This is a genomic window from Methylobacter tundripaludum SV96 (assembly GCF_000190755.2).
Taxonomy (GTDB): domain Bacteria; phylum Pseudomonadota; class Gammaproteobacteria; order Methylococcales; family Methylomonadaceae; genus Methylobacter_A; species Methylobacter_A tundripaludum.
This window is the reverse complement of sequence record NZ_JH109152.1, coordinates 327,159-350,551: the sequence shown is the minus strand read 5'-3', so window position 1 is coordinate 350,551 and position 23,393 is coordinate 327,159. Positions and strand designations below refer to the sequence as shown.

The window sequence follows — 23,393 nt, the reverse complement described above, 5'->3', positions numbered from 1 at the left end:
ATGGGTACGACTGCGTTCACCCCATCCTACAACACAAGAACACTGGACTTTATATATCCATGAACAGCATCGGAATGCCGTAAGTTAAAACAAAATAGCTCAACGCTAAAATAACGCTGAGGCTTGTTTTATAAGAAAAAAGTTGCCGCAGAATATAGCTGACAATCGCTAAATACCACCCCACCAACAATGCGCCTATACCGATTGATATTTCTTCCGCGTTTTCATAATGGTTCATTACCATCAAAAAATACAGCCCCTCGGTGATAGTGGCCAGCGTCATAATAAAGTTTTCGCAGACAAAAATAGCCGTGAACAGTTGATTAAAATACGGCCATTGTCTAACAACCAGCAACAACGTGGCGACGGACGAAAAGGCCATGACGGTTCGCAACAAAACTTCCAGCGTGCCATCGGCAGGATCAGAAATCAGCCCCTCAACAATAATCCCTGAAATAAGATAGAACGCGACCGTTTTCCACATAAATGATTTGGTGGGAACTAAGTCAGCGGGATTATTGGTAAACCAGCAAAGCGAAAGGTATTTGATTAATAAACGCATGGTAAAGATTTTGGGCAAAGAAAAAGCGTGAATTTTATAAGGTTTTGATGGGGCAGCCTAGTGTAACCGCTATCAAACGATCAATAACGCCAGGCAGAGCGGGCAAACGATGAAAGCGATTGCCCGCTCTGCCTGGCTTAATGGACTGTTTACCTTACCACTGGGACTCGCCGGTTTCAGGATCGTACATTTCGTGGACAATCTTGTGCCGGTTGGCGATTAACTCGTCAATGCTAGGCGAATTGCTCATGGCGCGGGAAATAGCCAACTTCATCGCTTCATAATTAGTGCGATATAAATCCTTACGATCCAAGTCAGGGTTGGTCGCACATTCGGGAGCGATCCACAGCATCGCAATAATGCACAGGTCATTAGCCTGATCGGCAGGAATAACACCCTCGATAACGCTATCCAGAACGGCATCTGCTACCGCCGACTGCACGGGGCCGCCAAACAAGTTGACATACTCGGTGGATTTGATGGTAACTTTGGGAACCATGATCGTCGCAGGCTTCACTTGTTGGTTGCAAGCTCGAATGGCGAACATACGGGTGTGTCCCGCAGTTTGCCCCATCAAGTTGGCAAAAGCGTTGCCCGCTGGCCCCTTTACGCTGCCTATCAATATTTCGGGCATGGCGTCTGTACCTTGACCGTCGCTGGAAAATACCGTGGCTTCGCCGGTTCTAAACCAAATTGTATCTGACATTGCATACCCCCAAAAAAGTGACAAAAGCGAGCATTCTATGCCGGATGAAGCAAGCGGCGCAAGGTTCAAAACGTAGGTCGGACTAGGGGTAGCGTAACCCGACACATCGAAGTGGTAAATGCCGGGGCACGCTACCGCTAATCCGACATGGCTTTACGCCGCCGTTCAACAAGATGGGCTAAATTCTATGATAAAATGAACTTCACTCACCCAAACAGATTCACGCCCCTTTAACTTAATGCGACTAAAGCTATTACCGCTACTTTCTACGACGCTGCTTTATGTGTTGTATTACCTGATCAGTACCTTCAAATTCGATGTACAAATATTGACGGCATCGGTGCCTTACGATTACCTGCTGCAACTGGTTGTCGCTTACGTACTTTATGCCTTATCGAAGCGGGTATGGATTTTTCTGGTGATTCATGCCCTGTTGATGGGCTTGTTATATGTGGGTAACGCGGTAAAAATATCATTTTTTGGCGGGCCGATTATGCCGGATGACGTTTTTGCCCTGCAATCGCTGCTTTTAATACTCGATGGCTGGCGGTTTTTTGCCGCCGCCATACCGCTGGCCGCGATTGCCAGCCTGTTGCTGTTCAATTTCAGCATGCGCCATTGGAGCGCCTACCTGGCCAGCTTGGCCGTCATCTTGCTCGGCCTCACCGTAGCTTACAAACCCTTCATCATACTGGACCCTCTGGACGGATACTTCGGCAACTCGGTATGGGATCAACGTTCCAATTATGTGTGGCGCGGCGCAACGCTTTACTCGTTATTGGAAAGTGCGCGTTATTTTGCCGCAGCCGAGGTAATTCCTGATGCCGACATGGCTCAGGAAGCAGCCGATAAATTACTGGCCGCCGGTCTCACAGGTTCCCTGCCCGCTGCAACACTTCCAGTCGCACAAAAAAAAGCGCCCGTCACTAAAGCGTTTACGCCGCGCAACATCCATATTGTATTACTGGAGTCCTTCTGGGATCCGAGTGTGCTGAAAAAAGCCAAGTACAAGCAAAACCCGCTTTCGCCCGAGTTTCGCGAGCTGTGGAAAAGCGCGGAATACTCCCATGCGCTGTCCCCCGTATTCGGCGGCTTTACCGCCAATTCCGAGTTTGAAGTGTTATGCGGGTTTCCGGCGGTAAAGGATGCGGTCAAGTTCGAACGCCAGTTACTTAACGATGTGCCTTGCTTGCCTCATCTTCTTGCCGATAAGGGCTACCGCACCATCGCCTCGCATCCGAACGTACCGGTGTTCTGGAACCGCGTTAATGCTTACAAACGCATGGGCTTCCAAACTTACTGGTCGCTGGAGGATTTTGTCCAGGACGACATGAATCGGGAATTTATGTCCGACAGCACGCTATACCGCCAGGTATTGGAGAAAATATCCGGGTCGATGGATGCCAAGCAACCGGTTCTGGATTATATCGTGACTTATTTCGGGCACTGGAATTATCCGTTAAGTGAAAGCCGACCCAATAAAATCAGTTCGCCGTCCCCAATCGAAGAGGTATCGGCCTACGCCAACACGGTTTATTATAAATCGCGGGAATTGATGGTATTTATCAATGAAATGCGCAAACGGGACCCCGAAGGCATTATCGTGGTGTTCGGCGATCACCTGCCTTTTTTAGGCGAGAATTTTGCAGGCTATGCCGAATCCGGTGTGCTGACAGCCAATCGCAGGGAGTTTACACCGACCATGTTCAAAGCCTATGTGAGCACGCCGATGCTGATTATCGACGGCAAACGCGGGCCGCTTAAGATCGGCAGCCTGCCGCTTTATCAAGTGCCCAAGCTGTTGCTCGATCTGCTCAATTTCAATGAACCGAGTATCATGGATTACAGCGCGCCGTTGCCGGGTATGCGTGTGCGGCCGTTGCCGGGCATGCATTTCAATACACTGGCTGACGGGACTGTCGAACTATGCAACGACCCGCCCTATTCCGAAGCTTGCCAACTCTCTTCCCGTTGGCTGGAGAATATATCGATCGTCAGTAATGATATATTCATGGGTCGTCAGTTTACACGCCCCAAATATAGTCCGGAAAAACAGCCGGAGCCTGTAACGACAGCGGCTGTTATTCCGCAAGCCATTGCTGAGGCAAAATAGATTTACCTTGATTGCTGATGTTACGTACGTCACAAAAAACACCACGAAGACACGAAGAAAAATATAAAACTTCGTGTCCTTCGTGTCTTCGTGGTGAAAATGTCTTAACCATTGGCATAATGTAACCCGACTACTGGAGAAAATTTATGTATAAAAGTTTCATAGCGACCATTTTTGCCCTATTGCTGCTATTTGCTGAAAACAGCACAGCCGATCAACTCAGCATTCCCTTGCAAATTGATTACAGTCTTATTAAAAAAGCACTCATCTCCCAGTTGTATACCGGCAAAGACAATACCGCCGAGCTGTGGAATGACCGTCAGGGATGCAGCTATTTAAGGCTTTCCAATCCCGACATTAACGGCAAAAACGGCCAAATCCAGCTGTTAAACGAGGTTCAGGCGCGATTCGGAACCGGCTTGGGCGGACAATGTTTGACGGTTCTCGAATGGGCTGGGGTATTGGAAACTTTTCAGCAACCGACGCTCGATTCCGGGCATTCCGTGCTGAGTTTTCCGATCACCAGCGCGACCGCCTATGATCGTGAAGGCCATCATCTGACCATCACCAAACTTCAGGATCTGATCAAACGCTTTGCCGAGCCCAAGCTTGCCGCAGTAAAAATCGATTTAAACGAATCCCGTGGCAAGATTGAGCAAACTCTGGCGCATTTTTTACCCAAGGATAATGCGGCGGAAGCTAAGGAAATACTCAAATCGCTCAGATTCAGCAGCATCAATGCCGGAGATAATGGCATCGGCATTAAGCTTGACCTCAATGCCCCGGCCAAAAGGGCTGTTGCAAAACCTGTTGCCGCCTTTAGCGAGGCCGAACAAAAACAATGGCAATCCGCTTGGCAGCAATGGGATACCTTTCTGAGTTCAGCCATTAAACAGGCGGCCGATGACACAAAATCACCGGAACTACGTGAAACACTGATGCAAATCCTGATGGATTCCCGAGAGGCTTTTCAGGCCGGCTTAAAAGAACACGATGCGAACAACGATCCGGTGCGGGTCTTTTTTACCGATACGTGGGGACGCCTGGCGCCGGTATTGAAAACCGTCGCCAACGAATTGCCCGGCATACAAGGCCTACGCTATATCACTTTTATAGCGGCGACCGACGTGATTTACGAACTTGAAAGACTAGGCGCACCGTTCGGCCTGGATATTTCATCCGATGGACTGCGCACACTGGCACGCATGCTCATAGCGGGCAAACAGCAGCAAGCGCTGTAACACACGTTAAATGCCGGAATAAACACATGCTCGCAACTCATCGCTATTTTAAACGCCGTCAAAAAACCTCGCCCGGCAGAAAATGTCCGGCATCTGCCGTGGTGCTGAACGGTTTTTTACTGTGCCTATCGACCGGCGCAATAGCCGACAAAGCTTCCGCTCCTGCTCACGCCCCTCGCCTACGTCCTGTAGGCGAAGCTTCCGCTCCTGCTCACGCCCCTTACCTACCTCCCGTAGGCAGCGACAAGGTTTTATTAACGCCCATGACTGTTTACGATGATTTGGTTTATCCGGAATTAATCGAACCACCGCGCATGCGTAATCAATTGGACAGAAATGCGTTACAGGCCACCGAGATGTCTAATCTTAACGGTGTGTTACGAAGCCAATCCGGCTTAACGCTCGCTCAAGGCAGCGGGCAGATGATGACCGGCATCAGTTTACGCGGCGCCAGTGGCGGGCAAGGTCTGATTACGTTGGACGGCGTCCCCTTATTTGCCAATTTTGCCGGGTTTTACTCGTTGAGCCATTATTCGCTGGATGCTTTAGACCGGGTAACGGTGACGAGAGGCTCGGGCGGTGAACGGCACGGCAGTCGTACACTCGGCGGAGCCATTCATTTGCGAACCCGACAACTACAGGCGAAGGATAGTTTCTTGCACGTTGAAGGGGGGAGTTATGATACCGTACGTGGCGCTACCGGTACTGGGTTGACGACCAAGGCCGGTGATTTTTCGGCCGTTGTCGGGCGTAGCGATGTGTTTAACGGCATCAGTCAGGCACAAAACGGCGCGGAGCGCGATGATTTCGGCATGACCCATGCCTCGGGTAACTGGTCTAAAGAATTCAACCGGGGCGGCCTGGATGCATCATTATATTTTGTGCGCACCGATGAAGACATCGACGGCCCCGGTTTGGTCTTGCCAAGGCGTACCATAGGCTGGGTGGACGATAAGCGAGGCCAATTTTCGGATGAAACCTGGGTGGCGCAGTTGCGCGGTCAATATAATCTGGCATCGTATTGGAACAGTTCGCTGCAATTCGGCTTTACCCAGGATCGGCAAAAAATGGCATCGACCGCGATCAGGCCATTTTCGCTGACCAGCCAGTTATTCATGCTGGACTGGAAAAACACCCATCGCTTGCCGCTGAACGCAGATAGCCGGAATCAGGCGTTGTTGGTCTGGGGGATTAATACCCAACAGCAGCATGCGCTGAATTTGCCGGTGACACAAACGGTGATCAGTCCCAACGTGCGCGGGGAATTGATCATGGGCGCTTGGCAATGGAGCGCCGATGCGCGTTCCGATCACGGCGACACTTATGGCGATCATCAAGTATTTTCGCTGGGCGCAAACCGGTCATTACCGCAAAACATGAGCGTTTGGGCAAACGGCGGCACCGGTTATCGCCAGCCCGGCATCAGCGAACTCATGCACCCCGTGTTCGGCAATAAGGCGTTGCAGGGAGAACATAATGCCGGCGGCGAAATCGGCTGGCGCTGGCGTCCCTTGCCCGAGAGCGAAGTCAAGGTGAGCGGTTATTATCAAAATTATCAACAAATGATTACCATACAGCTGGATACAAAAACCGGTGTATCCAGAGCGGGTAACATACAGGAAGCCGATGTATGGGGTGCGGAAATGCAATCGCAACACCGCTGGACGAGTGTCTGGGAAAGCGGTTTAAGTTACAGTTATATGACGACTAAAAATCCGGTGACGCAGTTGCGCGTACCGGCACGACCCGAGCACCAGAGCGTATTCTGGAACGAAGTACAATTATTGCAACCGTTAAAATTACGGGTGGAGTTAACGGTTCGTAGCGGTTACTGGTTTGATGTCGCCAATACCCTCAGGGCTCATTCCGCCCCTCGCGTCAACGCCTTGCTAAAATATCGGCTGACGTCGAAAACGGATGCGTATTTGCGCGGCGAAAACATCACCGATGAACGCACTCCCGAGCTTAACGACTTTAATTTCAATGGCGCGGCGTTTTATTTGGGATTACGTACCGGTTTTTAGCGCATTTAAGAAATCAGTCACAAACATAATGACAGCGGTGACTTATCATAACGACTGGAAATAACGCCTGACCACCATTCGATTGCAGCTCTTGGTCGAAGCACATTTAATGCTAGATATAACTTATGACGAATTTAGTGAATACCAAGATTTATACGTGTTGGAAGCAATCGAATTCAAAACCGAAAGGGGTGCCGACACCAGGGTCTCTGTCTATCTGTCGGCCCTGCGCAATAACGATTCAATGAACAAGAGGCACAGGCGCTTAATTTTTCCTATCCTGCTTGGATTATCCTTGCTGACAGCCAATGTCTTTGCAGCGGACAAGATACTGGATGCAAGCCAACTCACTCCGACCCCGGTTTCACTAACCGAATATTTCGCCGTTCTTGAAGATCCCAATCTGGCATTGACGCTGAATGACGTGCAAGAGCCCGGCATGGCTAGCCGCTTCAAAACCGACCACGCGTCGGCAGCGGCGCTTAGTTATGGTTATACCCGTTCTGCCTACTGGTTGCGCCTGACTTTACGCAACGCCGGCGACCGCCCCCTTGAGCGGATGTTAGAAATCGGCTACGCACGCCTTGCTAATGTTCAGTTTTATCAACCGGTCGCGGATGGGGCCTATCAGTCCCTGACCACGGGTAGCCTCATGCCCTTTACAACCCGCCCCTATAAGAATCGATTCTTTGTTTTTCCCGTGACCCTGCCGGCACACTCCGACCAAGTGTATTACCTGAGGCTTGATTCCATGAGTTCCATACTTGTGCCTTCCCGATTGTGGGAGCCGCAGGCTTTTCATGCTTACGAGCGCAATGACTATATCGGGCAGGCATGGTATTTCGGTATGGCGTCTGCGATGATTTTATTCAACCTGCTGCTGTTCATCGCGCTACGTGATGTCATTTATCTGCTGTATGTCAACTTCGTCACCTGCATGGCCTTCTCCATGGCCGCGCAAAATGGGCTGGTCAAAGAATTTCTGTGGCCTAATTCGCCGCTGTGGTCGACCATATCCACTGCCACCGGCTATGCGCTCACGCTCGCGGCCATGCTGATTTTTATACGGAAGATGCTGAACACGGAGAAAGTCATTCCGAAATTCGATCGACTGCTAAAATATTTCGTGGGCTGTTTCCTTCTTTTGCCGATCGGATTCGTCGTTTCGCCCCAAACCTTTATCGAACCGGCCGTGCAATTTTACGGCATTATGCTGATATTGATTATAGGCATTGGCCTGTACTGCGCTTTCAAACGCCAGCGTAGCGCCTACTTCTTTGTGGGGGCTTTCGCCATATTTTGTTTTGGCGGCATCATCGGCATTTTGGCGGCTTTGGGGGTGTTTCCTGTCAATATCCTCACCATGAACGCTTTGCAGTTTGGTTCAGCCCTGGAAATGCTACTGCTGGCTATTGCGCTGGCTGATCGGTTTAACGTGATTCGCAGGGAAAAAGAAAAAGCCCAAAGAGAGGCGCTGGAAGCGCAACAACGCCTGGTTGAAAACCTGAAATCATCCGAACATCTACTGGAAATTCGTGTGGCGGAACGTACCGACGAACTGCAACTACTTAATCGCAAACTCGAAGCGTTGAGTACCACTGATGAGTTAACCGGTATCGCCAACCGCCGCCGTTTCGATGCAAAGCTGCTCAGTGAGTGGAGTCGTGCGGCACGCTTGGGCCAACCTCTGGCATTGGCGGTACTTGATGTTGATTGGTTCAAAAAATATAACGATCACTACGGTCATCAAAAAGGAGACGAATGCCTGCGCATTATTGCCGAGGTTTTGTCTGCCAACATCTGCCGTACCGGCGATCTGGTGGCTCGCTATGGCGGCGAGGAATTCGTCTTCATTGCGCCGACCACCGACGGTGCCATCGCGCTCAACATGGCATGGAAAATCTGCGAGGCACTGCAATCGCTGGCATTGCCGCACGAAATGTCCGGATTCGGATGGGTGACCGCCAGCATCGGTGTAGCGGCTATTGTTCCGGAGCAAAAGCTGTCGCCTGATATGTTGATAAAGGCCGCAGACGAGGCTCTGTATCGCGCCAAGAAGCAGGGACGCAATCAGGCCGTGCTCGCGGTAACTGACGAAACCGAATGGACGCAACCGGATGCCTGGCCGGTTAATGCAGAAGCGGCTTTATAGCTGCCCTCATACCCATGCCTTGCTAAAATACCCATTAACGCTGCAAACGGATGTGTATTTACGCGGCGAAAAAATCGCCGATGCCCGCACCCCGGAGATTTATCATTTTAATTCCGCGCCGCTTCGCTTCGAGCTGCGCACAGGTTTTTAGAGCGTTTAAAAAATCACACTAAATAACGCCTCTAAATCAAGCATATTAGAAAATAATTTTATCGATGAAGTTTGATTTATTAACAATCCTGACGGCTTATCTCATCGTCGACGCGGTTTTCGCCATTGCTTTTGCGGTAACGGTTCGTCGGCACCCTAATCTTGCCGGACCGGGCTGGTGGCTTGCCGCCTGCATGGCATTTTTTACCGGGTTTCTGGGTATCTGTCTACGGGACGTTATTCCCGACATCGTGTCGATTGTCATTGCCAACTCACTGATCCTTACCGGTGGTGTTTGTGTTTGGATAGGCATCCGCGGCTTTTTTGGGCTTCGACAGCATTGGTCGTTATTTGCCTTGTTCGTCCTGCCGGCTGCGACGTTGCTCAACCTGTTCATGGAAGTCTGGCCATCCGTATCGGCGCGGCAGATAACCATGTCGACATTTATCATACTGATAGGCTTATTTACAATTCGCGACATCGTGCGTCAACGCAGTGTTACGCTGTCCATGGAAACCAATCTCCTGATTGGATTTCTGGGTGCTGAGACCGTTATTCATGTTATCCGCCTGATCACCCTCATCATGAGGCCGACAGCTATAAGCAGCTACATACTGTCCCCGGAGCAACCGGACAGAGTTTTTTTGATGTGGCTGTTCATTACCGGCACTGCCCGGCTGCTTATTATGGTTACGCTGGTCAGCGCCCGGCTGCAAGACGAACTCAACCAACTGGCAACGCAGGATTCGTTAACGCAACTGCCTAACCGCCGCTTTCTGCTGGAACGCCTGAAGCATGGCATTGATGTGGAGCGGCGCGACGGCAAGCAACTGGCATTGTTAATGCTCGATTTGGATCGTTTTAAAGCCGTTAATGACAGTCTGGGGCATTCTGCCGGGGATGAGTTACTGCAACAAGTCGCAGACCGCATTCAGTCGCGGCTGCGCGACGTGGACATGGTGGCGCGCCTGGGCGGCGATGAATTTATCGTACTGTTGGAAGATATTGCGCATCCGGAAGATGCCGCACGGGTGGCGGAAGAAATAGTCGCCGATTTAAGCAGACCGTTTCAATTGCCCCGCAGCAATGAAACCGACCATGAGCCGGGCCATGAGGTACAGATTGGCGCCAGCATCGGCATCAGCCTGTATCCCCAACATGGCGATAACCCGGAACTCCTGATGGAACAGGCCGATATCGCCATGTATGAGGCCAAACAGGCCGGGCGCGGCTGCTTCGCCTATTTCTCCGAAGAGCTTACCATTGCCGTTCGCAAGCGTATCGCACTGGAAGGGCGCTTGCGCCGGGGCATTGAACAGCAGGAATTACGCGTTTTTTACCAACCACAAATAGATATTGCCAGCGGCCGGATCGTCGGAGCCGAAGCGCTGGTACGCTGGCAAAGCCCAACCGAAGGGCTTATCGCGCCGATTAATTTTATTCCCATTGCCGAAGAAACCGGCCTGATTCTCGCCATTGGCGAATGGGTGCTGCGTGAAACCTGTCGCCAAGGTCAATGCTGGCTGGCAGACGGTTTTTTGCCGCTAACCCTGGCGGTCAATGTATCGCCGCAACAGTTTCGTCGTTGCGACATTAACGCGCTGGTCGCGGAAGTACTGGCCGAAACCGGTTTTCCGGCCGGACAATTGGAATTGGAGATGACCGAAAGCGGGTTAATGGATAATCAGGATAAAGCGGTGGAAGTGCTCAATAACCTGCGTGCTCAGGGTATTCGTCTTGCCATTGACGACTTCGGTACCGGTTATTCGTCGCTGGCCTATCTCAAACGCTTCCCTTTAGACGTGCTGAAAATCGATAAAAGCTTTATCGACGATATTCCGCATCTTCAAGATGATATGGAAATCACCGCCACTATTATTGCGATGGGCCATATTCTGGGCTTTAAAGTCCTGGCGGAAGGTGTAGAAACACAAGAACAGTTAGACTTTTTACGAAAGAAAGGCTGCGATGCCTATCAGGGTTATTTCACCAGTAAACCGGTACCGGCGGAGGATTTTGCTGAGTTATTGAGGCGGCAACATAAGAATGGATAAACCGTGTAAGAGCGAGCGACCGATCGATCGCCCTTTTTGCTTAGCACATCTATTCAATCACTCAAAAATAGCCGCTTCAAGATTTTTACTGGAAATCAATCCTTTCAAAACCGATTTGTCCTTGATGCCGCGAAACCGGGTGCCTGCCAGATTTGCGCCGGTAAAATCGGCATCTTCCAATTTGCTTTCGGATAAATCCGCTCCCGATAAGTCGGCATCGGTTAAATCGGCTCCGGAAAGATCAACGCCGAATAACACTGTGTTTTTCAGCACGCTTCCTGAAAGATTGGCATGGCGCATCAACGCGCGATTAAGGTTGGCATCGGACAGATTGGCACCCGATAAATTGACATTATTCAAGCTGACCCGCATTAAACCCATGGGCTGATTCTTCATATCGACGCCCCAATTGGCGTGGGACAGATTGGCATGGCTAAGGTTGGAGCGATCCAAATTGGCAATAAACCGGCTGCCGGTGAGATTGGCGTTGCTCAAGTTAGCGCCGCCCATATGTACGCCAAAAATGCTGGCGTTGGACAGGTTGGCCCCGGAAAGATTGATTTTGGTCATCACCGTTAAATCCAGGTTCAGGCCGGATAAATCGCTATTGCTTAAATTGGCGTTGCGCAAATCCGCACCCCACAGGTCGGCGTTCCTGAAATCCAGTCCGGATAAATCCAGTCCGGTAAGATCTTTCCGGCGCAACTGCGCGGGGTGACCTTTTTCCGCCTTGGCAAGTCGCTGCTCTACAGACGCCCGATTAAGCTCGGCCGCCGATGCCGACAAACAAAACAATACGGCTAACAAACCCAGACCGTAAAAATGGATTTTCATGTGCATACCTCCTGGTGGATACATGGAATCAAATTGAAATAGTTAGTAGAACTTTATCGACAGTTCCGCGCTATTGCAACCTGGGAATGGAAATTGTTGGCTACAGAAGGCTCAAACACGATATGCGAAAGGTAGACCATGCTGTTTATGCCCGGAACTCTAAAACGATTACACTAATCGCCACACGATCAAATGACAATAGCCGTATCAGCGAGGATAATAGCAACCACAAATAGACATTAGCCCCACAAAATGAACCCAACAAACTTCACCGCCTGCCCCGAGTGTGATTTATTGCTCAACCCCGCTGAGCCAGTGATCGGCGACAAGGCGCACTGCCCCCGTTGCGGTTACCTGCTGCAACGGCCCCGCAAACAAAGCATCGAACGCACTTTTGCGCTGTCTATTGCCGGATTGATCTTGATTTTTCCGGCCAATTTGATGCCGTTGATCGGCATTAAAATGCTGGGCGGCGCTAAGGACGGTACGTTGTGGTCGGGCGTGGTTGCGTTATTTGATGAACACCTGTGGGGCGTTGCGGTGCTGGTGTTTTTATCCAGCATTTTGTTTCCGCTACTGAACATTGTTTTATCCTTGCTGATCAGCGCGCATCTTTATTTTAACCAGCCTAGCCGGCATCTGGCGCGCTGGATGCGCTGGTTGCAACACATGGATGAATGGGCGATGCTGGAAGTTTATATGCTGGGAGTTATTGTCGCCTGCGTTAAACTTGCCGCCACATCTGAACTTAAATTCGGTTTTGGGCTTTACGCATTCGTGGCCTTGCTGATCGTAACCGGCATGCTGGCGAGCAGTCTGGATAAGGTTCTATTCTGGCGGCAAATCGGGCAATTAAGAAAATGAAAATCAAAAAGACCGCCCTGGCTCAGGGTTTTATCCGTTGCCATGATTGCGGCTGTTTATCGAAACGGGCTGACAAAAACAGACCTTGCCCATTATGCGGCGGCCTCTTGCATCCACGGCTGCCCAATAGTTTTCAACGCACCGCCGCGTTGCTGTTGAGTGCCTTCTGTTTGTATATTCCTGCCAATATTTTTCCGATCATGACCGTCACCCGCTTGGGCGTCGGCGAGCCGCACACCATTATCGGCGGCATTATTGCGTTAATTAACGGTAACATGGTGCCCATAGCCATGCTGGTTCTGGTCGCCAGTATTTTGGTTCCTTTGTTAAAATTGTTGGGCATCAGCCTGTTATTGCTCAACGTTCATTATCGCTGGCAGTCCCATGCCAAGAAATGGACTATCCTATACCGCATTATCGCTTTTGTAGGCCGCTGGTCGATGCTGGATATTTTTATGATTTCAATTCTTGTGTCTTTGGTTGACATGGGCAGTGTGGCCCAGGTTATCGCAGGACCTGCGGCAACAGCATTTGCTGCGGTGGTGGTATTGACCATGCTTGCCGCCAAAAATTTCGATCCACGATTAATATGGGATAACCAGCGCTAACATGAATGACTTTATCGACCCTGATGCCTCGGAAGTAACCATCAATAAAAAAACCGAATTGCCGCTGGTGTGGTTTTTACCCTTAATCGCCTTGCTGGTCAGCGGCTGGCTAATCGCCAAATCCTACAATGAAAAAGGCCCGGTTATCACGATCAGCTTCCCTACCGCTGAAGGCCTGGAAGTGGATAAGACCAAGATTAAATACCTGAATGTGGAAATCGGCAAAGTCACGGCTATCTCCATCAGTGACGATTTAAAAACCATTGTGATTACCGCGCAAATGAACAGCACTGCGGCCGGTTATTTGAACCAGAACACCAGTTTCTGGGTGGTGCGGCCCCAGGTGGGTCTGGGCGGAATTTCCGGGCTGGGCACACTGCTCTCCGGGCCTTATATCGCCATCAAACCGGGCGACGGTTCCAAAGAAAACCATTTTACCGGACTGACTACCCCGCCCTTGTTAAAAAACAACGCCGACGGTACGCACTTCATTCTGGAAACCAATAATCTGGGTTCTATGAAACCGGGAACGCCGATCAATTTCCATGGCATAACCGTAGGCGAAGTCCTCAGCCACAAGTTATCTGACGAAGCCAATGCCATACGCTTAACCATTTTTATCAACAAACCCTACGACCAGTTCGTCAGAAAAAACACCCGCTTCTGGATAGACAGCGGCATCGATTTATCCGCCGGCGCCGACGGTTTTAAAGTCAGAACCGGGCCATTGATTTCCTTATTAAGCGGCGGCATCGCCTTTCGCGCGGCTGCCGAAGACACCATTGAAAATATCCAGCCTGAATACAGCCTTTTTCCACTGTACGATACCTATACTCTATCGACCCAGGTTGTTTATCAAAACACCTTAAAATACGTCATGTATTTTAACGGCTCGGTGCGCGGCTTAACCGTAGGCGCGCCGGTGCAAATACGCGGCATTCCAATCGGCAAGGTCACCGAGATCAATCTGGAGTTGGACAAGAAGACCGCTGAAATTCACATTCCGGTCACCGTGGAACTGGAACCGGACCGCATCAAGGAAATCAATAACGACAACAACATCAGCGATAAGGATGTTATGGCGCAACTGATCAACAAAGGCCTGCGCGCACAATTGCAAACCGGCAGCCTGCTGACCGGACAACTGTTGGTTGATCTTGATTTTCACCCGAAAAGCAAGATTGTGTTAAGCGACAATAAAAGCGTTTATCCTGAATTCCCTACCACCGCCAGCTCCCTGGATCAATTTACCCATTCCGCGAACATTATCATGGATAAAGTGGCCAAATTGCCGCTGGAAGACTTGACGGCCGAAGCCAATAAAACCCTGCAGTCCTTACAAGGCACGTCCAAAGCGGCGGCAAGCATGCTGGTCACCGCCCAAGGCACCCTGGATACCGCCGACAAAACCATGGCTTCGGCACATCAGGTATTAAGCATTATGGAACCCGGCTCTACCACCCACTACGAACTGGAGCAATTGCTACAGGAACTTACTCAGGCAGCAAGCTCGGTCAAGCAACTGACCGACTATCTGGAACAAAATCCCAACTCATTAATTCGCGGCAAAAAAGATCAGTAAAATGGCAAATCAACTCTCAAAATGGTTAATGGCACTATCGACTGTTACCCTGCTCTCGGCATGCATATCGACTCCGCCCACCCAATTTTATGTATTGGAACCGCTGAGCGAACCGCCGCCATCATCAACGACGACAGCGGAAAAAAAACGCCAGATCGGCGTAGGCCCCGTCTCCATACCGACCTTACTTGAGCGCAAGCAAATTGTCACCCGGTTACCGGATAACAGCGTAAAAATCGCCGAATTTCATCAATGGGCATCGCCTTTAAAAGATAACGTCGCACAAGTGCTAACCCACAATCTGGCGACACTGCAAACAGGCGACCTGATTAGAGCCTATCCCTGGAGCGCATACGGAACGATCGATTATCGCATCATAATAGACATTATCAGGTTCGATACCCGCCCTGAACAGACCGTAGACTTTGAAGCCAACTGGGCGATAATGAATGAAAAAAACCATACCCTATTAAGCCATGGTCGCTCCAAAATTGCGCATCCATTAAATGACCCGTCCTACCCGGCTGCTGTCAAAGCGCTGAACAAAGTACTTAGCGAATTCAGTCAGGAATTATCCCAAGCGCTGGGTAAAATAAAGTAAAAACCTTGAAAAATAGGCTCTGTGAGTAAAGTCGAGGCATTTTGTTCTTGGATTTACTCAAGAAATCCTTTAGAATTATCAAATAAATATTGGGATGTTAGCTCAGTTGGTAGAGCAGTGGACTCTTAATCCATGGGTCCAGGGTTCGAATCCCTGACGTCCCACCAATAATATCAAGGCCTTACAGATTTATATGTGTAAGGCCTTTTTTGTTTTCTCTGAAATGTAATCCGTTTGTAACCGCATTTACTCAATAGCATCAATATTTAGCTGGTGCAAAATAACCGCAATGCTTGGCTGAATTTTGGGCATAAAAAAATCGGTGTTGACCGACCCTCGTTCCTCAATTTGTGGAGCGCTCACGAACCAATGACCCACTGACCGTTTCTTTTGCTGTTGCAGTGGCAATTACCCTCAGACCAATGAGACGTTCGTGCGGCGATATATTCAGCCCACTGTTACCGATTCGCGGGCTTCCTGCATCACCAGATGCGAGACAGCTTCCGCTTCCTTTGATGGCATTCCAATGCCCGCTTATTTTTAAGTTGTCGATTTAATTACATTTAACTAACGAACACCAACAGGACTTATTACACATAAGTGTTCATACGGGTTGTATACTTAGTTCGAATACTGATATTTTAAAAGCACTTCTAATCATTACTCACACTAACCAGCATTATTTGACGCAAAAGAATGAGCCGCTCAACTCACCAAAATGGGCGGTCCGTTAGTGGTGGCTAATTCGATTCCTGACTCATTTTAAAAACGCTATGAGCATACGAAAAATTATCTTTTGCGACATCTGCAACCAGCGAGGACTAAAAACGGTAGAGTTTCGCCGTGCTTACAGGGAAAATGAATCTACCGGCCGACGTATTACTGAAAGTCGCGCATGGATAGAGGGTGATGTTACCGATGCCGTTGAAAATGGTTGGCTTTGCACGCCGGATGGTCAACATATCTGCCCTATCTGTAGAATAAGACACGATTCATAATTGACATGGACTTTATTATGACAACATCTATGTATCGTTTTGTAAAAAAACCGGGCTTATATTAGCGGCCTCCAAAACGCTGATAATCTCATTACATTCCATAACACTTTTGTCGGCACTTACAATATAGTCAGCCAAGGCAGTAATTGCATGCCAATTTGATCTTTCATTAACGAAACTGAGTGCCGCAAAAAATAGCTCTGTGATTTTTTGTTTCCTAAGCGCTGAATTTTCAAGAAAGCATTCAAGATACTCATTGATACTCTCTAATTCGGAAGTACCATTAAAGTAATATTCGGTATTTAAATGTACCAGACGAGGGTTAATAAGCTCTACGCCTCGGTGCATAATATATTTCGCTTCAGCCAAAGATCCGACCAGTATGTTAATCATATCAGCTTCAAAAGCGCATCGATAAGCAATTACCTGGGCTGGAGAAAACCCGTCTGTTGCTTCTTTAATTGAGGAGGGTAGCGTATGAATTAAGCGGCCACCGTCTATGTTTACAATATATTTAGTATTAGGCTTATTTAAAAACCGGGATGATTGAATATCATCATTCACCGGAGTTATAAAAATCTGAAAAAAAACCGGAGGCAGTCTTTTTTGTTTGTTGCCTAGGTAAATAGCCGCTGCATGTCCAGCTTCATGAATAGCAACTTTCCTATATACTTCTTGATGAGTCCGATTGAAAATGTGGTGACGCTTCATGATATTAATCCGGTAATATGATGACTTAAATTGTTTCGAGTTGAACTTTTATTAGTCCGTTTATTCTCGACAGCTTCAAGCGAGCAGATTCCATCTTAAAAGCGTTTCATTAATGGTTTCTTAAAGGTATCTAAATATAGAGATCAACTATTGTTTTAGCTGCCCACCGGCATGGAACAGGACACTCCATAAAAGACAATTACATTTAAACTGCTAATAGCTGCTGAATAGTAACTATTGGTCGCTGTTTCACATTCCAGGAGCCTATTATGCAAAAGACTATTGGTTATGCTGCCCATAATCACAATTCTCCACTGGTACCGTTTAGTTTTGAACGACGTGATCTTACGCCAACCGATGTCCAGATTGAGATTCTCTTCTGCGGGGTATGTCACTCTGACATTCATCAAGTGCGTAACGAGTGGGGTAGCTCGGTGTTTCCCATGGTGCCCGGTCATGAAATTGTCGGCAAAGTGACAAAAGTGGGTAATGAGGTAACCGGTTTTAAACTTGGAGATACCGTTGGTGTGGGTTGTCTGGTCGATTCCTGCCGGACATGCCCGGATTGCCGCGATAATCTGGAGCAATTTTGTAACAATGCAGTGTTTACTTATAACAGTCCCGATAAGCATACCGGCGGTACAAACTACGGTGGCTATTCCAGACAGATTGTCGTCAACCAGGATTTTGTGCTACATGTTTCGGATAAACTGGATCCGGCGGCCGTAGCCCCCTTGTTATGTGCAGGCATTACCACTTATTCCCCGTTAAGGCACTGGAAGGTAGGCAAAGGAGACAAAGTCGGCATCGTTGGTTTAGGCGGACTTGGCCATATGGGGATAAAATTCGCCCATGCGTTTGGCGCACACGTCGTACTTTTTACCACTTCGCCAGACAAGGCAGAAGATGCCAAACGGCTCGGAGCCGATGAAGTGGTGGCATCCAAAAATCAGGATGAAATGCAAAAGCATCTTGCCAGTTTTGACTTTATCCTTAACACCGTGGCCGCGCCGCATAATCTGGATGTTTACACGGCATTATTGAAGCATGATGGTACTTTATGCCTGGTGGGCTTGCCTGATCACCCGCATCCGTCACCCGCTGTCGGAAACTTGATTTTCAAGCGTCGCCGTATTGTCGGTTCTTTGATTGGCGGTTTGAAGGAAACTCAGGAAATGCTCGATTTTTGCGCTGAAAACGCCATCACTTCAGACATCGAAATCATCCCTATCCAACAGATTAACGAAGCCTACGAGCGCATGTTGAAAAGTGATGTGAAGTACCGCTTCGTTATTGATTTGGCAAGTCTAAAACAGCCGGTGGATTAAGGGCGTCTGCCGCATTAAACCTCAGTAAGGCGCATTTTTTTGCGCCTTACACGACAAACTTGTCCGCTACCGTATCGTCAAATAGCTGCGTTTCTTCAAAAAGGAATCAGGACCTGACCCGTAGGATACGAACCCCATCCCTTCGGAGACAGCTTTGTAGGGTTCCTTCGTCATCCCAACTTACTTGTTGCCCGTTGTTTACTGACTAAAAATCCGCCACAACCCACACTAATAGCTGTAATTCTCATCGTTAGAACCGGCGTCAAAATTATACTCATCCTCAATATCGGAGACTTGTGATTTTCTACGCCTTAAGAAAATCCTACTGCCTTCAGGTGATTCCAAAATCATTTCAACACTGCCACCAAAAATAAAGTTATAAGAAAGTATTTTAAAATCATTGGCCATACCCTGAACCTTCACATGATTGCCTATCACCCAAACACTGCTCATACCGTTTTCTTCTTTTAGTAAATGAATAATAAACTTAGCGCCACCCTAAATTAACAACGATCCAAATGGCGATTCTTCAAAAATAAAGAACGAAATATTTTTATAGTAAAACTATCAACTAAGTGCAGACTGATTATAATCTATTTTTAACGACTGAAAAGGCTAAGTTGCAAGACACTCTTACTTTAAAACTAATTAGTTACACAACTTACTTAACCCATTTTATGAAAAACAGAATATCAACCGATGCATCATTGATAGTGAGTGCGGTTTAATGACAAACTACACTTATGTTAGCCCTCAACATGGGACGGAACGCCCTGAAACTTACAATCATATCCATGCTAAACTCTGTAACATAAACCAAAACGCAGCCCTGATTAAAAACCTACCCCATGCCTGAATTACCCGAAGTTGAAACCACCTGCCGAGGCATCGCGCCTCATATTGAAGGGCAAATCATTAAACAGGTAATCATCCGCCAGCCCAAACTGCGCTGGCCTGTGCCTGAAACACTCAGTCAAACTTTAACAGGGCTCAGCATTCAATCAGTGTCCAGAAGAGCAAAATATCTGCTTTTTTCCACCACTTCCGGCACGGTGCTTTTACATCTAGGCATGTCCGGCAGTTTACGGATTATGTCTACAGACCAGACAGTCGGTAAACACGACCATATTGATTTTATTTTTAATGATGGGACGATACTGCGTTTTAATGATCCCCGACGGTTTGGCGCGGTATTATGGACCACGGAACCCGCGGCTGAACATCAATTGCTCAAAAATTTAGGCCCTGAACCACTGCTACCCGATTTCAACGGCGAGCTGCTTTACTCATTGTCCAGAAACCGCACAATAGCGGTAAAGTCGTTCATTATGGACAGTCATATCGTTGTAGGAGTTGGAAACATTTATGCCAATGAAGCCTTGTTTATGGCCGGCATACAACCTACGCGACAAGCGGGCAAAGTTTCTTTAGCCCGTTATCAAAAACTGGCTGAATGTATTCGTGTGGTTTTGCAGCAAGCCATTCAGCAAGGCGGTACAACACTGAGGGATTTTGTCAATGAAGTCGGAAAACCCGGTTATTTTCAGCAGCAACTTAAGGTTTATGGTCGTGCGGGATTGCCGTGTGTCGGCTGTAATCAGCCATTAACAGAAATCAGGATAGCCAATCGCTCAACGGTATTCTGTCCTAATTGTCAGCGATAAGCCGCTTAAACCGGGGCGATCTAGGCACCACCTCTTCGATGTTCCTGCCTCGCCTAAAGCGCCTGTATTTGGTTCTCTACATCCCGTTAAATTTCCATGATTATGGCGATGAGCTGTTTAAGATTTGGCTTCTTCACAAGGAATTTCGCTGAAAAATGGACACAAAAATTCAATTTAACAGTTATGTGAGGCAATTAACAGACCCGTAAAAAACGGATAGTACAATCAAACTGCTTACAATTTAAATCAAACAGGTGGATACGATGAAATCAAAAGGAAAATATTGTCTCTGGCGATCAACGCATTGCTGACGGCCGGAGTGGTAAGTTATCCGATGCCTAGCTATACTAATATTCAAATCAATTCTGACGGCAGACCATTACCTTAATGGCCCTAAGCAGAAACAAACAGCCAACGGGATACCGCAAAATCATGCGCAACCAGCCGGAATACAACTCAGGATTTACCCTGCTTGAGCTGATGATCACAATCGCCATCGCGGGGATACTGGTAGGAGTTGCTATCCCCAGCTTTACCTCCATTATCGCCAGCAACCGATTGACGGCCTATGCCAATGAATTAGTGACTGCATTAAATTTAGCGCGTAATGAGGCAGTAAAACGAGGCATGTCGGTAACAGTACGTAAAGTTGACAACAATTCGTCTACCAACAAAGGTGCTGGGGCAAACTGGGAAGACGGGTGGGACATCTTTACAGATGCCGACAGCGATGGCAATTTCGAAGCGGGAGATGTTCTGATCAGAACCTACGATCCTTTAAAGTTCTCCTATACTTTACGGGGTAATAATTTTTCAAATTTCATTCGCTTTACATCATCCGGACAAAGTAATACTAACGGCAGTTTTGTCATTTGCGATAACAGCGACGGCAATGATGCTCCAGAAGCAAATACATCCAAACTTATCATTGTTAATTCAGTCGGACGAGGACGTATGGGTTTAGATAGCAATAATGACGGAATCCCCAACACTGATACTACGGCCACTGCAGCATCCAATATTACGTCTTGCACTCCATAATGTGTTGAAATGTACCAAAACATGAAAACAAACGGCGGATTTACCCTAATTGAAGTCCTGATAGCCATGCTGGTGCTGGCGGTCGGCTTGCTCGGCTTGGCTGGCTTGCAAGCGACCAGCCTTAAAAACAACCAGAGCGCCTACAATCGCAGCCAAGCCACGCAATTGGCCTATGACTTGGCGGATAGAATGCGCGCCAATATTGCTGGAAAAGCTAACTATACCGCCGTTCTTCCGAGCTCAGCCACAGCAAAAGAAAATTGCCTGACTACAACCGGGTGCAGCCCGGCTGACCTGGCAGAAAACGATCTCTTTGAATGGAACAGCGCTGTCAGCAACAACTTACCCAGCGGCATCGGCACCATAGCCACTGCAGGCAATATGTTTACCATTACGATCACTTGGGATGAGGATCGGGATGGCGATGACAGCAATAATCACAACTTTCAAACTCGCTTTCAATTATGAAAAACAAACCCTATCAAACCGGCATGACCCTGATAGAAATCATGATTGCCTTATTGATTGGCGCATTTTTAGTGGGTGGGGTGCTACAGATTTTTATCGGCAGTAAACAGACCTACAGAATGCAGGAAGGTTTATCCAGATTGCAGGAAAACGGCCGGTTTGCACTGGATTTTTTAGCCAAGGACATACGCATGGCGGGATTCATAGGGTGCAACAGTCAAGCGCCCCTTACTAATACACTGAATACGCCAACGAGTTTTTTATATAGTTTCGGTAAGGCTATTGAGGGCTTTGAATCAACCTCCGCATCGGTATGGGCACCCACCATAGACGCCGCAATTACTTCGCCTCTTGGTGGTTCCGATGTCATCACCATTCGCCGAGCAGATGATCAAAGTTTCACAGTGACCACGCACGCGACAAATACCGACGGCCTTACATTAGACGCAACCGCTACTACCGCAAATTTGAAAACCGCAGGGTTTTTAACTTCCGCCGGAGCAAACAATTGCGCGACTGCTGTGGTTTCCGATTGCTCGGCTAACGCAGTCTTTCAGGTCAGTGCGATAGCGGGAAGCGTTCTTTCTCATAACACAGGCAGTGGTTGCACACCCGATAATTCGACTAACGACTTGGGTAGAACTTATGTGAGCGGTCAAGTCTACCCGATCAATACTGTCAGTTATTACATAAGGACGGGCACCGGGGGGCAGCCTTCGCTTTATCGCCACATTGGCTCAAATTCCGCAGAGGAATTTGTGGAAGGCATAGAACAGATGCAGATTTTATACGGCGAGGATACTGATCCAACGCCAGATGGGGCACCCAATTATTATGTATCAGCAAATAATATAGTTGATATGACCAAGGTCGTCAGTATTCGTATCAGCCTGTTGGCAGCAACCCTTGACGACAACCTCGCCGCTGAGCCTCTAACGTATACCTACAATGGCGCGACAACTAGAGCAACGGATAACAAAATCAGACGGGTTTTTAATGCAACCATTGCCGTGCGCAACTAGCTGTCATATAACAGAGATCCTCATGAATAATCAACAAATACCTACCCCCAAGTTCCCCATCAGTAATCCGCCGCTTTTGCAGGCTTCTGCTTTAGGCACCCCACGTCCTGCACACACTTGTGCCCCAAAGGGTATGCAGTCGAAATCTGCATACCAATCCGGCGCTGTACTGATAATCAGTTTAATCATGCTACTGCTGCTGACATTGATAGGAACCACTGGCATGCAATCAACCTCGGTGGAAGAAAAAATGGCCGGTAACCTGCGTGACAAAAATTTAGCTTTTCAGGCTGCTGAATCCGCACTTAAAGCTGCAGAATCCAGTCTAATTTCACCAGCAGTATTACCAACATTTACTGATGCCGGTACTGGAGGCTTTTATAAGGACACTTCAACCATCCCAATCGCCTCCGCGATTTTAACTGACAGTTTTTGGACAACAAATCCAGTTGCTACTTCTTCAGTCACTACATTAGGTAACAGTATCGCCACCCCGGTTTATATCATCCAACAATTACCGGCTGCCTGTTTTGGCACCTGCCCTCCCGATCCCACTTCGACGCCTTATAGAATTAGCGTTAGAGCAACCGGCGGAACCACCAACGCAGTGGTTATTTTGCAATCAATCTATTCACCCTCTTAAACCACATTACACAGACTTTTGGACCCA

The 23,393-nt window shown here is 48.3% G+C and carries 21 protein-coding genes and 1 tRNA gene; 17 read left to right on the top strand and 5 right to left on the bottom strand.

Annotated elements, in window-relative coordinates; translation table 11 throughout:
- Window positions 1–49: 49 nt before the first annotated feature.
- Complete coding sequence (locus tag METTU_RS01610; protein ID WP_050897759.1) at window positions 50–484, bottom strand: hypothetical protein; 435 nt, start codon at window positions 482–484, stop codon at window positions 50–52.
- Window positions 485–716: 232 nt separating this feature from the next.
- A complete protein-coding gene (fae, locus tag METTU_RS01605; protein WP_006889551.1) occupies window positions 717–1,268 on the bottom strand; it encodes a formaldehyde-activating enzyme in 552 nt (183 codons plus the stop codon).
- A 238-nt stretch (window positions 1,269–1,506) separates the two neighbouring features.
- Between fae and METTU_RS01600 the strand changes: the two genes are divergently transcribed.
- From METTU_RS01600 to METTU_RS01580, 6 genes are all read left to right on the top strand, one after another.
- Window positions 1,507–3,381, top strand: coding sequence for an LTA synthase family protein (locus METTU_RS01600; protein WP_006889550.1), 1,875 nt, complete (start codon window positions 1,507–1,509; stop codon window positions 3,379–3,381).
- 146 nt (window positions 3,382–3,527) lie between these two features.
- Window positions 3,528–4,622: a hypothetical protein gene (locus tag METTU_RS01595; RefSeq protein ID WP_006889549.1), complete on the top strand. Its 1,095-nt coding sequence runs from the start codon at window positions 3,528–3,530 to the stop codon at window positions 4,620–4,622.
- Window positions 4,623–4,648: 26 nt separating this feature from the next.
- Window positions 4,649–6,646, top strand: a complete 1,998-nt coding sequence (locus METTU_RS01590; RefSeq protein ID WP_006889548.1) for a TonB-dependent receptor — start codon at window positions 4,649–4,651, stop codon at window positions 6,644–6,646.
- A gap of 109 nt (window positions 6,647–6,755) precedes the next feature.
- Entirely contained in the window at window positions 6,756–8,798 is a 2,043-nt protein-coding gene (locus METTU_RS01585; protein ID WP_006889547.1) for a sensor domain-containing diguanylate cyclase, read from the top strand.
- Window positions 8,799–8,817: 19 nt separating this feature from the next.
- Entirely contained in the window at window positions 8,818–8,949 is a 132-nt protein-coding gene (locus METTU_RS24780) for a hypothetical protein (RefSeq protein ID WP_302050571.1), read from the top strand.
- 64 nt (window positions 8,950–9,013) lie between these two features.
- Complete coding sequence (locus METTU_RS01580; protein WP_006889545.1) at window positions 9,014–11,002, top strand: putative bifunctional diguanylate cyclase/phosphodiesterase; 1,989 nt, start codon at window positions 9,014–9,016, stop codon at window positions 11,000–11,002.
- A gap of 57 nt (window positions 11,003–11,059) precedes the next feature.
- On the opposite strand, the gene METTU_RS01575 is transcribed toward METTU_RS01580, so the two are convergent.
- Window positions 11,060–11,836, bottom strand: coding sequence for a pentapeptide repeat-containing protein (locus METTU_RS01575; RefSeq protein ID WP_006889544.1), 777 nt, complete (start codon window positions 11,834–11,836; stop codon window positions 11,060–11,062).
- 252 nt (window positions 11,837–12,088) lie between these two features.
- On the opposite strand from METTU_RS01575, the gene METTU_RS01570 reads away from it, so the two are divergent.
- The 5 genes from METTU_RS01570 to METTU_RS01550 all read left to right on the top strand — a co-directional run bounded on the left by METTU_RS01570 (window position 12,089) and on the right by METTU_RS01550 (window position 15,658).
- Window positions 12,089–12,700 carry a paraquat-inducible protein A gene (locus tag METTU_RS01570; RefSeq protein ID WP_006889543.1) on the top strand — a complete coding sequence of 204 codons (612 nt, stop codon included), beginning with the start codon at window positions 12,089–12,091 and terminating at the stop codon, window positions 12,698–12,700.
- The gene (locus METTU_RS01565) at window positions 12,697–13,308 is read left to right on the top strand and encodes a paraquat-inducible protein A (RefSeq protein ID WP_006889542.1); all 612 of its coding nucleotides are present in this window, start codon (window positions 12,697–12,699) and stop codon (window positions 13,306–13,308) included. Before METTU_RS01570 ends, METTU_RS01565 begins: the two co-directional genes overlap by 4 nt.
- A gap of 1 nt (window position 13,309) precedes the next feature.
- Window positions 13,310–14,890, top strand: coding sequence for a PqiB family protein (locus METTU_RS01560; RefSeq protein ID WP_006889541.1), 1,581 nt, complete (start codon window positions 13,310–13,312; stop codon window positions 14,888–14,890).
- Between the two features lie 28 nt (window positions 14,891–14,918).
- The gene (locus METTU_RS01555; protein WP_006889540.1) at window positions 14,919–15,491 is read left to right on the top strand and encodes a PqiC family protein; all 573 of its coding nucleotides are present in this window, start codon (window positions 14,919–14,921) and stop codon (window positions 15,489–15,491) included.
- A gap of 91 nt (window positions 15,492–15,582) precedes the next feature.
- A tRNA-Lys gene (locus tag METTU_RS01550) sits at window positions 15,583–15,658 on the top strand.
- Between the two features lie 858 nt (window positions 15,659–16,516).
- Here the strand turns inward: METTU_RS01550 and METTU_RS01545 are convergent.
- Window positions 16,517–17,200, bottom strand: coding sequence for a hypothetical protein (locus tag METTU_RS01545; RefSeq protein ID WP_006889539.1), 684 nt, complete (start codon window positions 17,198–17,200; stop codon window positions 16,517–16,519).
- A gap of 269 nt (window positions 17,201–17,469) precedes the next feature.
- Here METTU_RS01545 and METTU_RS01540 point away from each other — a divergent pair, with 269 nt between their 5' ends.
- On the top strand, window positions 17,470–18,528 hold the full coding sequence (locus METTU_RS01540; RefSeq protein ID WP_006889538.1) for an NAD(P)-dependent alcohol dehydrogenase: 1,059 nt from the start codon (window positions 17,470–17,472) through the stop codon (window positions 18,526–18,528).
- Window positions 18,529–18,756: 228 nt separating this feature from the next.
- On the opposite strand, the gene METTU_RS01535 is transcribed toward METTU_RS01540, so the two are convergent.
- Entirely contained in the window at window positions 18,757–18,981 is a 225-nt protein-coding gene (locus METTU_RS01535) for a hypothetical protein (protein WP_006889537.1), read from the bottom strand.
- A 395-nt stretch (window positions 18,982–19,376) separates the two neighbouring features.
- Between METTU_RS01535 and mutM the strand changes: the two genes are divergently transcribed.
- The 5 genes from mutM (at window position 19,377) to METTU_RS01510 (ending at window position 23,366) form a co-directional block, all read left to right on the top strand.
- Window positions 19,377–20,192, top strand: coding sequence for a bifunctional DNA-formamidopyrimidine glycosylase/DNA-(apurinic or apyrimidinic site) lyase (gene mutM / locus METTU_RS01530; protein WP_006889536.1), 816 nt, complete (start codon window positions 19,377–19,379; stop codon window positions 20,190–20,192).
- Between the two features lie 432 nt (window positions 20,193–20,624).
- Entirely contained in the window at window positions 20,625–21,233 is a 609-nt protein-coding gene (locus tag METTU_RS01525; protein ID WP_050897702.1) for a GspH/FimT family pseudopilin, read from the top strand.
- 21 nt (window positions 21,234–21,254) lie between these two features.
- On the top strand, window positions 21,255–21,701 hold the full coding sequence (gene pilV, locus METTU_RS01520; protein WP_050897701.1) for a type IV pilus modification protein PilV: 447 nt from the start codon (window positions 21,255–21,257) through the stop codon (window positions 21,699–21,701).
- A complete protein-coding gene (locus METTU_RS01515; RefSeq protein WP_006889533.1) occupies window positions 21,698–22,723 on the top strand; it encodes a PilW family protein in 1,026 nt (341 codons plus the stop codon). Before pilV ends, METTU_RS01515 begins: the two co-directional genes overlap by 4 nt.
- Window positions 22,724–22,745: 22 nt before the next feature.
- Entirely contained in the window at window positions 22,746–23,366 is a 621-nt protein-coding gene (locus tag METTU_RS01510) for a pilus assembly PilX family protein (RefSeq protein WP_006889532.1), read from the top strand.
- Window positions 23,367–23,393: the final 27 nt, after the last annotated feature.